Here is a 13807-nt window from a genome sequence, read left to right as displayed (position 1 = left end):
TTGTCAATGTGATTATAGGAGGTTATCCCTTAATGAATATAAATTTTATTATTGCAGAAAATCTAAAAGCACTTCGTACTGAGCGCAATTTAAGTTTGGGTCAACTTGCTGAATTATCTGATGTTAGCAAAGTAATGATATCTCAAATTGAAAAAGGTGATACTAATCCAACTATAAATACTTTATGGAAAATAGCTAACGGATTAAAAGTTCCTTATACTTCATTACTTGAACAAAAGGAAAATGATACTTGTATTATAAGTAAAAAAGACATTGAAGCTCAGCTTACTGAAGAAGGACATTATCGATCATATTGTTACTATACAAGTACACCTTATCGTAATTTTGAACTTTTTCAAATTGAAATTGATGAAGGTTATTCGTACAAATCCTTAGGTCATTCTGAAAAGTCACAGGAATATATTATGGTACTGGAAGGTGAATTAACATTAGAAATAAACAATGAAATTTATAAATTGAATCCTGATGATTCTATAAGCTTCTCCGCCTCTACTGAACACATATATACTAATAGCGGAAATGGAATTTTAAAAGCTACAATAACAAATTTTTATCCTGCCTAGTACTTATGCAGGATATTTTAGGATTATATACTAATATCTAAATTCAATAAATTTATTTCAGCATTTCTTAACATAAAATAATAAGAAGCTCCCTTCAAATAAAATAGAACCTATATAATAGACGCTTGTAAAAGGTAGTCTATCTATATAGGTTCATTTTACATATGTCCTCATTTTTTATTAGGTATTTGTTTGGTTTTTATTTATACATGTATCATTAGGATTGTAAATGAATAATATGATAATTAAGTCAATAATAACGATACTAAGTGATACGTTTATATTATTTGAGGATTAGTTTTTAAACATAAATTCTCATATGTATTTATTCAATTTCGGAGGATATCATTATGAAAAAAATAATTCATAATATTTTGCGTAATGTAATATTTCGTACTAATAATAAGTCTAATACAAAAAAAAATTCAGCTAAATTAAGACAATTTCCCTATGAAATTCAGGTTATAGCTGAAAATCTATATGTGCCTTGGGCCATAGATATAAGTGATGAAGACAAAATATATTTTACAGAAAGATCTGGATCAATTAGAATTATTGAAAATGGTAAGCTTTATCCTCAACCACTTATCAAATTTAGCCAACCATTTACAAGTCAAGGAGAAGGTGGTCTAATGGGGATTGCTTTAGATCCAAATTATTCACAAAATCATTACATTTATGTTATGCATTCATATATAGAAGGCAGCGAAATATATAATCGTGTTGTAAGATTAATTGAAAATAATAATAAAGCATACATTGATCATGTTCTTATTGACAAAATTCCTGGAGGACGAATTCATAATGGTGGAAGAATAAAAATTGGTCCAGATAAAAAATTATATATAACAACTGGGGATGCAGGAAATGCTGAATTAGCGCAGGATCTAAAAAGTACAGCCGGGAAGATACTTAGAATAGAATTAGATGGTAGTATTCCAAAAGACAATCCAATTATTAATTCTCCTATTTATAGCTTTGGTCATAGAAACCCTCAAGGTTTAGCTTGGAATTCTAAAAATATATTATATGCATCAGAGCATGGACAGTCAGCTCATGATGAAATAAACATAATAAAATCAGGAGCAAATTATGGCTGGCCTTTAGTTCAAGGATATGAAGAATCTAAAGATATTACAGTTACTAAACCTTTAATACAAAGTGGAGAAGAAACATGGGCTCCATCTGGCATTGCCTTTGCTAATCAAGGCCTATGGAAAGAAAAGTTACTTGTTGCTAATTTACGTGGACAACAATTACTTACTATTTCTTTAAATGGAAAAGGGACAATAGTTAAAAATATAGAGCCATGGTTAAAAAATGAATATGGCCGCTTACGTGAAGTTATTCAAGGTAAAGATGGATCAATTTATATAACAACAAGTAATAGAGATGGCAGAGGAAATCCTGCTATATCTGATGATAAGATTCTTCGTCTTATTCCAAAATAATATTAAGTTGCTTAAAATAAAACTCTTTTATTTTAAGCAAATAATTACAATTTTCAACTCATCTGTAAAAAAGATAAAGGAGATATATCTTATCTATGATATACCTCCTTTATTCCATTAAGAAATCTTATATATTTATTATTATGTAGATATTAAATTTTTTTAATCACTGCTATAATAATTTTTTAGTTTATCCTTGTTAATTTTAATGTCTCTTTATGTCCTATTATAATAGGTACCTTCTCTATTCTAACGTTACTAGTATCTATTCCAAACCATCTTGCTGGTGAGACAGTTAATTTCTTAATTAATAACTTTGTACTTGTAATAAAGCTATCCCATCTAGAAAGTTCACTTTCATTAGAAAGTATTTCCTCTAATAATATAAATCTAAAATCTCCAACAATAAATTTTCCATTTTGGCTAATCATATAGTCCTTTTTAGTAAATTCAACCTCACCACTACTAGCTAGATCTTGGATAATTTGATGTAAAAACACATTAATTTTTTGATCTACGCGGAATCCAAGGTTAAATTGAATACTAAATGCTTTATTTGGTACAATTGTTTTCACAGTATATTCTGTTGTATATGGTTCATCTGTTACCCTAACATTTACAAACCAATAAAAATTTGCACGTTTTGGTTGTTTATTAAATATAGAAAATATTATTTTACTTTCTATCTCTTTATAATTTTGTGATTCAGTTAAATAAACAAGATTAGTAGCATATAAAGGTATTTCCTTATCTTCTTGTAATGATTTAAAATGCTTCTTATAAGATCTTATATCAACATATTGACTAAATCTTTTTCTAATTATTGTACCATAAATCCAAATATACATAAGGAATATAAGTGCTCCTGAAATTATAATAGTCACATATCCACCATGTATAAATTTAAATAAATTAGCATATAAGAATGCTGTTTCTATAACCATAAAAGTAGCAAATACTATTATAGACATAATTTTTTTCTTTTTGTTAAATCTTAAATATTGAGATAATAAAATAGTCGTCATAAGCATTGTTATAGTAATTGCCAAACCATATGCTGCTTCCATATTTTCTGATTTTTGAAATTTTAAAACTAATAAAACACAACCAACATATAATAAATAGTTAACAGCAGGTATATATATTTTCCCTTTATCATCATTAGGATATCTAACTTGAAGTTTTGGGAACATATTTAATTTAATAGCCTCAGAAACCAATGTAAATGATCCTGTTATTAAAGCTTGGCTAGCGATTACTGCTGCAATTGTAGCTATTATAGTTCCTGGTATAACAAACCAACTTGGCATAATTAAAAAGAATGGATTTTCTTTAATTACACTTCCTTCTCTTAGCATTAGCCATGCTCCTTGTCCTAAATAGTTTACTACTAAACATATTTTTACAAATATCCATGTATAGTGAATATTTTTCTTACCACAATGACCAAGGTCTGAATAAAGTGCTTCTGCTCCAGTAGTACAAAGGAAAACAGCTCCTAAAATGTATACACTTCTAGGATTGGTTGCTAGTAATCGAATTCCATAATAAGGATTTAAGGCTTTTATTATTTGAGGATATTGCATTATTTGGCTAAAACCTAAAGCAAAAAGCATTAAAAACCATATAACCATCATTGGTCCAAACATTTTTCCTATTACATCAGTTCCAAATCTTTGAAGTAAGAATAATACCGTTAATATACTTATTACAATTATAATTATTCCCTTAGTTTCTATTGGAAAAACTAAAGTTAGTCCCTCGATAGCAGATGTTACTGTTACTGGTGGTGTAATCATCCCATCTGCAAGTAATGATGCTCCACCTATGACAGCAGGTATAATTAGCCACTTAGCTTTTTTTCTTACAAGAGTATATAAGGAAAATATACCCCCTTCACCTTTATTATCTGCCTCCAAAGTTATCATTACATATTTTATTGTTGTTTGAAGCGTCAAAGTCCAAAAAACAAGAGATACTCCACCTAAAATAAGCTGATTTGATATGTATCCATTGTCTACTCCAAGCATTGATTTCATAACATAGAGAGGTGATGTACCTATATCTCCATATACAATACCTAACGCTACTAAAAGAGACGCTATGCTAATTTTCTTGTTCATTTTTTATTATTTCCTTCCTATGTTTGCAAATTTAAAAATCTAACTTAATCATTATAATCCTCGCTTCTTTTAATGTCCACATCACTTGTATTTAATATTTTATCTTTATTTATAGATATAGTTATATGTATTTATCTAAATATTTATTCTTTATAACAATGCTCTAAAATACTCTAAAATACTTAATAATACTCTAAAATATGAATCAGTAATAAATATGATAGTTTCTTCCTGATTCCAAATAATATAAAGTTTTTTAACACTTATATATAGTTTACTATAAAATTAATGTTTCTCTATGATATACTTCTATTAATCCTCTTAACATGTTTTTTCCTAGCTCTAACACTATGTATGTTTCCTTTTTTTATTAAATTACAAATATTTTCTATTTCTTCTTTTGAAAGTTTTATATCTGATGGGTATTTTCTTATAAATTTCTTTAGTTTTTTCAATTGAATTACTGAAGTTTCTGTTTTTACTTTTTTTAGTTTTGATTTATTTGTAAATACTATTACTGAAATAAATATATCTTTTTTACCTAGATATTCTTCTAAGGCTTTTATGTGTCCGTAGTTTTGTCTTATTGGGTTATAAAATTGATTTTTGTTTCTATTTAAAACTTGCGTCCAGTATTTTGAGTATTGTTCTCCATAAATTGAGCCACTGTAATCCTTTGTTTCTATTACAAATACTCCTTTTTTTCCTATTAGGACATGATCTATCTGGCTTGTGCCATTCTCTCTTTTTATCATTATGTCACTTAATAACTTATATCTAGGAATCTTTTCTAGAACCTCATTTACTTCTTCTTCTCCTTTGTTTATTTCTTTTTTCCATCTTCTTTTTTTAATTAATGCTACTATAACTATTATTACTAATATTAATATTACTAAAATTATCTTTTGTATATTCATTTTCCTTCTCCTAATTTTTTATCTTTTGTGTATTAATTTATTTCTATCCTTTTTCTTTTAGTTTTTAATTACATTTTATATTTTACTATTATCTTTGTAAATAAGGTTATTCTAATGTTAAAATGAAAAGGTTAGACATCCATTTGTCTAACCTTTTTCACTTACTATATTTACTATTGTTATAAATAGCTTTTTCAACTCTATCTATATGACTTTTTAAAATTAATTAATTAAATTTTAAATTTTTGTATCATTTCATTAAGTTTTTGTGCAAGCTCTGCTTGGCTTTGTGCTGTTTGAGCTACTTGTTCTATAGCCTTTGTAGTTTCATCCATACTTTCTTTTATTGTAACTGCTTCTTCACTAGATTTTTGTGAAGCTTCAGCCATATTTTGAACTGCTTCACTTACTTGTCCAACTGTAGCAGTAACTTCTTCTGACATAGAAGCAATTTCATCAGACATTTTACTTACAAGATCTGAATCACTGTAATATTGACTTCCTGTTTCTTTGTAGTTTTCAATTTGGTTATTTACATTTGTATTTATAAATTCTAATATATCCTTACCTGTATCTATGCTACTTTTAAATGCAGCTTGAACTTTTGAAATAGTTTCTTGAATACTTAATGCTGATTCTTTAGATCCTTCTGCAAGTTTTCTTACTTCTTCAGCTACTACAGCAAAGCCTTTTCCTTGTTCTCCTGCTCTTGCAGCTTCTATAGCTGCATTTAATGCAAGTAAATTGGTCTGCTCTGCTATACTCCCTATAGTATCTGCCATAACTTTTATAGTATCTACTATTTTACCATCTTCAATAGCTTTTTCCATATTTGTTTGTTTTTCAGCATATATTCTCCTTGTTTCTTCAATTGCTTTTTCACTATTATCCTTAACTTCTGAAGCTCTTTCTTTAGATTTATTTGCATTATTGCTTCCTTCCATAGCAGTTGAAGATAATACATTTATACTTGCGTCTACTTCTTGAACAGAAGCACTTATCTCTTCAGATGTAGCACTTGATTCTTGCATTCCTGCAGCTATGTTATTTACAGCTTCATCAATAGTTTCTGACTTTGATAACAATTCCTCTGCTGTTGCTGAAAGTTCTTCTGAGGATGCACTTATGTCCTCTGAATTTTCCATAATCATTTTTACTAAATTATTTACATTTTCCTGTGCAGTGTTTAAAGCTATACCTGTTTGTCCAAATTCATCTTTTCTTGTAATAGTAATAGGAGTTGAAAAATCATAGTTTGATAATCTTTGTGCAAGATCTTTTATTTTATTTAGCGGATTTATTATATTTTTACTTAATATATATGCCATTAAAATTATAATCACAAATACTATCACTGTATAAATTATTACTGTGTATACAACCTCATTAAATTGTTCTATATTTCTTAAATTAGCCTCTTCAGCTGATTTTTCATTTATCTCAATACATTTTACCAGTTTTGGAAACATAGATGCTATTGAGGCAGTTATTTCTGAATTATAAAGTTTAACTGCTTCATCATAATTATTAGCTTTTACAAGGTCTATTACTTTAGATTTTAACTCTCTATATTTTAATAAATCTTCTTTAAAATCAAAATATATATCTTTTTCTTCTTGAGTAGCAGCTAAACTCTCATATTCCTCCATGATTTTTTTATTTTGTTCCATAATATTATCAAGAGTTTTTACTTCTTCATCTATCTTAGATTTATCCTTTTCAAAAATAATTTTAAATACATTAGCATTATCATAATTTAAATTTGATTTTAATGCTTGTAAATCTTTAATAGATATTAAGTTAACATTATACATTTTTTTTGCACTTTCATTTATAGTTCTAGAGCTTAATATACCCTCTCCTCCAATTAATAATATAAAAATACATATTACTGAAAAGATTGTAATAAGCTTTTTCTTTACTCCTAAATTAATAAAAAATTTCATTTTAATTCTTCCTTTCTTCTTTGTTGTTTGTATATAACTTTTTCTTCCTTATAAATACTCGTCCTTTTTCTATATAATTTTAAAATATTTTAAGAAAAAATTTATTTTTTACAATTAATATATAATTTTATTAAAATTTATATTAATATTATAATTGAAACCTTTTCTTTTTAATATTTTTTGTATTGTCTAATATTTTAATTTTGGTTTTTATTTTTTATATTTTATAATCATTTACGAGTATTTTATTTAAGGTAATATAGAGAAATCTACTTTAGAATAGATCTCCTAATTATTTAGCTACTAAATTGATTAATATATTTTTCTCTTTTTACTTATATATGCATCAAGTTTCTTCCTTTTAAAGTTAATATAGTAAAAAATTATTTATTTTAATTGTTAATTATAATATACTAGTATAAAGACTTTTGAAATGAGGAGATATATTGAATAAAACTACACTTGTTAACTTTAGTAAAATTATTTTTAGCTTATTTATAATTTCCACTATAGCTATGTTATTTATTGTGTATAAAAATATTAATCATCCATTAGCCACAAACTTTGGAATTTATTATTTATATTTAACATTTTTTGTAGTTATATTTACTCCTATAATGGTGATTACTAAGATTAGAAAATTAAAATGGATAGAAATAAAAAATAGATTAATTAAATTTATTGCTTTATTTATTTTATTAGGATCCTTGAACTTCATTCTTGATTACTTTTTTAAACCTGGAGATATAGATTTAGTTAAAAATCTAACTTTAGCCTTTGGTTTTTCATTTGGAATATCATTTTTAGATGTTTTGCTCTTAAGTAAGAAAGATTAGATTATTATCTCATTATTTATATAGTTAAATGAAAAAAGTATCAATATTAAGTAATTATTGATACTCTTTTTTATTAAATAATAGTTTATTACCTTATTCTTTATAGAAAAACATGTGTAATTATTATTTCATCGAATAATTAAAATATAATTTCCTATAGGTAAAAAATAGTTAGTAAAACTACCTCTAGTCTACTAACTACTTTCCTAATATCACTTTTGTTAAACTGAATTTAATAATATTGTATAGATGTCTTGTTCTTCTTTTATTTTTTAATAATTATAATTAATCACACTGGTGAAAATTATACCATTTATAATCTATATAAAATATTAAAAGAATAGCTTTTATCCTTTTCTCTAACTTAAAAATGTACTTATAATTGCAATTATAATGTATAGATAGGATTCTAATTTAATAATTACGCTATCATTAGAAGCACTTTTAACTACTGTCTTATTAGAAAGCTTATTAAAAATCTTACTCATAATATTAAAAATAAACCATCCACAAATAGTTCCTATGGCATTCATTATTAAATCATTAATATCTGATGCACGAAATGGAATAAATAATTGACCAATTTCGATAATAATTGAAAATAATATTCCTGCAAATAATGTCGGTAATAATGTTCTATACTTTTCCCATAATGTTGGTAATAAGAATCCAAATGGCATAAAAAATATTATATTAAGTATAGCTGAAATTTCAAGTCCATCGTTAAAAGGTACTAAATTTATAGTAGGATTAAATATTGGCTTGTTTGATGCTAAAAGTCTTTGCCATTCACTTAAAGAAGGAAACCCTACTACCTCTTTTAATGCAATCATAAGATATAACATAAATAGATATCCAAAAAAGTAATGTTGCCATTCTATTTTCTTTTTAAGCTTATTACTATTTCTATTTAATAAAAAATTTAAAATAGTTATTAGAAAAATTGACATTATCATTGATATCATATAACTTTTCATCATAATAATTTTCTCTTCCCCCATTAATATTCAATTGAAAAGTAATTCATAAAAACTCTTTTTACTCATTTTAGATTTTTAAACATATTATACCATTTATTTGGCGAGTATTCTAGAAGATTTCTCCAAAAGTAATTTTATTATAATATATTTTACCTACCATTTTACTACAATTGTTATTTATAGATATTAATATTATAATTTAGAAAAATATCTAAAATAAAAGGAGTTATGCTTATTGTTCTTTTATTTTATTAAATTTAATTTTCATCCTAAAATAAAAAAGCTATCACTTCTCATATTACTGTGAAATAATAGCTTTTAATCTTTAGCTCTGTTAGACATTTTTGTTGATATGATAGTTACGTAATCACATATGATGGAATTTTAATATCTGACCTATCTATTCTCCCTATCTACAACGCATTGTCCTTCATAAAATACTTTTATAATATCTTTAGTATCTGTAATATCTAACCCAGGAATACCTCTACTTGCAATAAAGTTTGCTTTCATTCCAATTTTTAATGCTCCGATCTTATCTTCTAATCCTAAAACTTTAGCTCCATTTAAGGTTATTAATGATAAATTTTCATTTTCATCTAATCCTAAGTTTTTTAATATTATCATTGATGGATTTGATATTTTCATTAATACTTCTGGCCCTTTTGGATTATCATCATTAAAGTTTAACCATGGTAAGCCATTATATGGAGGTAAATATGAATCTGTCGCTATCGCAACAAGTATTCCTTCTTTGACCATACTTGCAATTTCTTCTGGTAAGTTTGGTGTTAAATGTGTTCCTCCTAATGGAGTTGCAACAATACTAATATTTAAATCTTTTACTTTTTTCATTAAATCTTTAGTTATTCCATGACCATGATGTATAATATCCATTTTAGCTTCTAAAGCCATTTCTATTCCTTCTACTCCAGCTACATGACATCCTATTTTCTTTCCTTTTTTATGGAACATTTCTACTATTTTATTTATTTCCTCTTGTGTATAAATTATTTCCCCTGCTCTTGGAACTAATTTTTCTTTTAAATTAGCAGGAGTTGCATTAATAAAGATATTTTCTCCTGGATACTCACTTTCTTCAATTAGCTTTTCTATTATTTCTTCATTAGTAAGAGTACTTTTATCAACTGCATTTTTTCCTGTTATAGATGTTAAATTTACTAGATTTTTAAAACCAATTGTTATGCTATTAGTTGAAAATACTATATCTATAGGTAGTTTTTTTACTCTTTCTTTATACTTATTTAAATTTATTTCATACATTGGTGAACCACAAATTTGTTCCCCAAAGGCTGTAATTCCTGACATTAATCCATTTAAAATTAAAGCTTCTTGTGCTATTTCATAAGTAGCTTCAGTTACTGGATAAACTGTTGATGGTGCATATTCAAACAAATGGGTATGACAATCTACAAGTGATGGTGTAATTACTAAATCTTTAAAATCTATTATTTCTAAATTTTTATATTTTAATTTAATACTATTGAAATCTCCTATATCTTCTATAATTCCATCACTTACTACAAAAGTTCCATTATATAACGTTCCTAAATCACTTACTGTAATAATTTTATTTGCTTTAACTATATATTTATTATCCATACAAACCTCTAAATAATTATTGGTGTTAAAAGTAATCCTATAATTAAGCAGCTTATAATTCTAATAGCTGTACCTAATAAAGCTGCAAATAAGGCCTCTTTTTCATTTAAATCTGAGTTTTCCTTCCATGTAATTGGTATTTGTCCAAATATAACTGATAATGGTAATCCTGAATTAGCAAGTACAAATCCTCCTACTACAAGAGCTGGTGCAATACTCTCCATTTCACTTAATTGAGCCATTGCCAGTGTAGGACTTGCAAGTATTGATACTATACCTGTAGCTGGTTCTATACTTAAGCCTTGTAATACTGTATTCATAAAGCTTTCAATTAATGACCAAATTCCAAAAAAATCAAGAACTCCAATTATAGTAAATACAGCTGCTACTGCTGGAATAATAACTAAAAATAGTAGATGAGCTCCTTCTTTTGCAGAACTAAAAATAGTATCTAATATCTTTGTTTCTGGAGTGAATCTTGGTAATTCTTCTAACTCCACTGCTTTAGTATCCCTATAAACAGTTTTTGATAAGATAATTGGAACTAAAACTATAGGTAAAAATATACTAACTATCACTAAAGGTAATGCTGATACACCAAACTTAGTTAAAACAACTATACCTAACACAAGGGTTGCAAAGGATTGAGGTGATTGAATCATTGTAGCTATAGCAATTTTTTGCTCTGCCTTTGTAGCTTTTGCCTTAATTAAAACTGGGCCAGCTATAGCCCCTGCTGCATTTATATCACCTAAAACATTATATACACTAGGAATAATCACAGATGGATTTATTTTAAAGACTTTCATTATTGGAATAAAAATTCTGATTAGTGCATCTGTAAATCCTAATTTCTCTAAGATTCTACCTACTATCACACTTATAATAATTGCTACACCAACTTCACTTAATAGAAATACATTTACTACTATTGGGAATACCTGCTTTGTAATACTATCGAATAAACCTGATATAGATTGTGGAGATACTAAAAGTGTTATAAAGGATAAAATAACTAATGCTAGACCTAATATTTCAATACCTCTCCACTTCTTCCTAGAATTCTTGTTTAATTCCATTTATATTCTCCTAATATTTTTGTGTAATATATACTATTAGTAAGCTTTAAAATTGTTTACTTTAGATTGTAATATCTTCTAACCGATATCTTCTTTTAAAATATTTAATCATGGCCACCAAAGTAATATTGTATATAAATTGTAAAATTGCTTTAATTTTACTTTTATTGCTGTATAATAAATATATAGTCTAAGGAATCATTGTTATATATGGTGCTAACCTATAAAAATATCAAAAAATTTGAATTTAGGAGGTAATTTTATGAGGCAAGACAAAAGATTTGAAATTATATCTACACAAGGAGCTATAGAAAGTTATAGAGTAATAGTTGATAAAGAAACTGGTGTTAATTACCTATATGTTAGTAATGGAACTTCTGGTGGATTAACTGTTTTATTAGACTCTGAAGGAAAACCAATCATAACAAAAGATAAATAATAACTCTTAATATTTAAGTTGTTTTACACAAAACTATATATAATTTATATCCAAAAATATTGAAATTTATTATAATATAAGACAAGCTATTATATAATTAGTGTGTATTAAGAAAATCGTTAGATAAGTATAATTAAATTATAATAATAGATTGGGGGTAAATTTTAATGGCTGAAAATGGTAATACTGTAGTGAAAGAGACTATTAAAAAAGGAATTTCTTTCGGCTCTTGTTTAGCAATGATTATATCTTATACTGCATGGAAATCAATACCTTGGGCAATTTTTCACGGTATTCTAAGTTGGATGTATGTTATTTATTACTGGATTACATATTAGTAATATAGACTGTGTTAGATGAATGTGTTGATAATATATTTTTAAGAGAAGTCATTCTGATTTCTCTTAATTTGCATAATAAAAGAACCCTATTTCTAGAGTTCAATTGTTATCTTAGTTCCCAATCCTACTTTACTTTCTATATTAATACTTCCACTATGCCAAGTTATAACTTCTTTAGCTATTGCCATTCCAAGTCCTGATCCCTTAGATGATGAACTTGTATTTACACCTCTATAGTATCTATCAAAGATATTTTTTAAATCCTCTTCTATTATTCCTTGTCCATTATCTTCTATTATTATTTTTATATGTCCTTCTACTTTTAAAATAGATATATCAACTATAGTATCTTTAGAATTATGCTCTAATGAATTAATTACAAGATTATTTAATGCTCTTTTTAAATAATTTTTATCACAATTTAATAGTATTTTTTCATCATCATAATTAAAGTTTATTTCTCTTTCACTGTACTTACTATTATTTAATAAATCTATTATAATTTCTTGAGATAAAGCTACTATATTCTCTTCTTTAAAACTAATTGGTAGTACCTTATTTTTTAATTTGTAAATTAAGGATAAATCATTAACTAATTCTTGAATATACTCACTATTGTCTAAAATACTACTACCATACCTTTTAGCATCTTCAATATTTATTTCATATGCATCACCTTTTAGAAGTTCTGCATACCCCTTAATTGAGCTTAGTGGAGTTTTTAAGTCATGACTGATATTAGCTATCCATTCTTCCTTTGCTTTATCTACTTCTTTACGATGAATTTCATTTTCCTTTAAAATAACAGATAAATCATTTATATTTTCACTTACTTCTTTATATATTCCTTGCTTATTTTTCTTATCTTTATATATTCCATTTTTTAAATCATCAATATCCTCAACTACTGATACCATTGGTTTAACTAAATTCTTGCTGAAGATATACGATACAATAATCATTACAATTAAAGCAAAAATTATAATTGCTATATGATACTTTAAACTTTCTTCTGTGAAAGTCATCTTAACTTTAAAAATCTTATTTATTGGTAATCCAACTAATAATGTATAGCTTTCATTTCCACTAACTATATTACTTGTTGATATAGTAGTAGGTGCCTTACTTTCCCATGGGTTTTGTATAAATTCTATTAAATCTGCTGTTAAATAGCTACTTGGTACATTTTCTGGTTTATTTACTTCATATACTTCATTATTTTCTTTGTTTAAAACTTGTATCCAAATATTATTTTCTATTAATGTATCAATATTTTTATCATCTAAATTAAATTCATTATCTCTCTCTAAATCTTCTATATATGTTTCTACAAACTCTGAAGGTCTAAATGATACGCTAAATAGTTTTTCTCCAAATGTTATATTACTATTATATATTACTAAATTTAGCACTATATAAACTGTCATAGTTATATAATAAACTAATACCATAGATATTAGTAATTTTATCGTTAATTTTACTTTCATA

12 protein-coding genes are annotated in these 13807 nt (G+C 26.0%); 5 read left to right on the top strand and 7 right to left on the bottom strand.

What is annotated here, in order from left to right; genetic code table 11:
* Nucleotides 1-32 precede the first annotated feature (32 nt).
* A complete protein-coding gene (locus tag ACYUEX_RS14620; protein ID WP_460288851.1) occupies nucleotides 33-584 on the top strand; it encodes a helix-turn-helix domain-containing protein in 552 nt (183 codons plus the stop codon).
* Between the two features lie 350 nt (nucleotides 585-934).
* Nucleotides 935-2035: a PQQ-dependent sugar dehydrogenase gene (locus ACYUEX_RS14615; protein WP_460288850.1), complete on the top strand. Its 1101-nt coding sequence runs from the start codon at nucleotides 935-937 to the stop codon at nucleotides 2033-2035.
* A gap of 185 nt (nucleotides 2036-2220) precedes the next feature.
* Here the strand turns inward: ACYUEX_RS14615 and ACYUEX_RS14610 are convergent, their stop codons facing one another.
* The 3 genes from ACYUEX_RS14610 to ACYUEX_RS14600 form a co-directional block, all read right to left on the bottom strand.
* Nucleotides 2221-4158, bottom strand: a complete 1938-nt coding sequence (locus ACYUEX_RS14610; protein WP_460288849.1) for a KUP/HAK/KT family potassium transporter — start codon at nucleotides 4156-4158, stop codon at nucleotides 2221-2223.
* 296 nt (nucleotides 4159-4454) lie between these two features.
* Complete coding sequence (locus ACYUEX_RS14605; protein WP_460288848.1) at nucleotides 4455-5075, bottom strand: nuclease-related domain-containing protein; 621 nt, start codon at nucleotides 5073-5075, stop codon at nucleotides 4455-4457.
* Nucleotides 5076-5305: 230 nt separating this feature from the next.
* Nucleotides 5306-7021, bottom strand: coding sequence for a methyl-accepting chemotaxis protein (locus ACYUEX_RS14600; RefSeq protein ID WP_460288847.1), 1716 nt, complete (start codon nucleotides 7019-7021; stop codon nucleotides 5306-5308).
* A gap of 446 nt (nucleotides 7022-7467) precedes the next feature.
* Between ACYUEX_RS14600 and ACYUEX_RS14595 the strand changes: the two genes are divergently transcribed.
* Entirely contained in the window at nucleotides 7468-7857 is a 390-nt protein-coding gene (locus ACYUEX_RS14595; RefSeq protein WP_460288846.1) for a hypothetical protein, read from the top strand.
* 359 nt (nucleotides 7858-8216) lie between these two features.
* Here ACYUEX_RS14595 and ACYUEX_RS14590 read toward each other — a convergent pair whose 3' ends face one another.
* From ACYUEX_RS14590 to ACYUEX_RS14580, 3 genes are all read right to left on the bottom strand, one after another.
* Nucleotides 8217-8837, bottom strand: a complete 621-nt coding sequence (locus ACYUEX_RS14590; RefSeq protein ID WP_460288845.1) for a VanZ family protein — start codon at nucleotides 8835-8837, stop codon at nucleotides 8217-8219.
* Nucleotides 8838-9233: 396 nt separating this feature from the next.
* A complete protein-coding gene (locus tag ACYUEX_RS14585) occupies nucleotides 9234-10460 on the bottom strand; it encodes an amidohydrolase family protein (protein WP_460288844.1) in 1227 nt (408 codons plus the stop codon).
* An 8-nt stretch (nucleotides 10461-10468) separates the two neighbouring features.
* Nucleotides 10469-11539, bottom strand: coding sequence for a hypothetical protein (locus ACYUEX_RS14580; protein ID WP_460288843.1), 1071 nt, complete (start codon nucleotides 11537-11539; stop codon nucleotides 10469-10471).
* Between the two features lie 262 nt (nucleotides 11540-11801).
* Here ACYUEX_RS14580 and ACYUEX_RS14575 point away from each other — a divergent pair, with 262 nt between their 5' ends.
* Together ACYUEX_RS14575 and ACYUEX_RS14570 are read left to right on the top strand one after the other, a co-directional pair.
* Entirely contained in the window at nucleotides 11802-11978 is a 177-nt protein-coding gene (locus ACYUEX_RS14575) for a DUF6440 family protein (RefSeq protein WP_460288842.1), read from the top strand.
* 167 nt (nucleotides 11979-12145) lie between these two features.
* Nucleotides 12146-12316: a hypothetical protein gene (locus ACYUEX_RS14570; RefSeq protein ID WP_460288841.1), complete on the top strand. Its 171-nt coding sequence runs from the start codon at nucleotides 12146-12148 to the stop codon at nucleotides 12314-12316.
* Nucleotides 12317-12411: 95 nt separating this feature from the next.
* Here ACYUEX_RS14570 and ACYUEX_RS14565 read toward each other — a convergent pair whose 3' ends face one another.
* Nucleotides 12412-13806 (bottom strand): sensor histidine kinase, encoded by a 1395-nt coding sequence (locus ACYUEX_RS14565; protein WP_460288840.1) that lies wholly within the window; start codon nucleotides 13804-13806, stop codon nucleotides 12412-12414.
* Between the last annotated feature and the right edge of the window lies 1 nt (nucleotide 13807).

It is taken from the genome of Clostridium sp. CTA-7, assembly GCF_054768095.1.
This window is presented reverse-complemented; position numbering and strand designations above follow the sequence as displayed.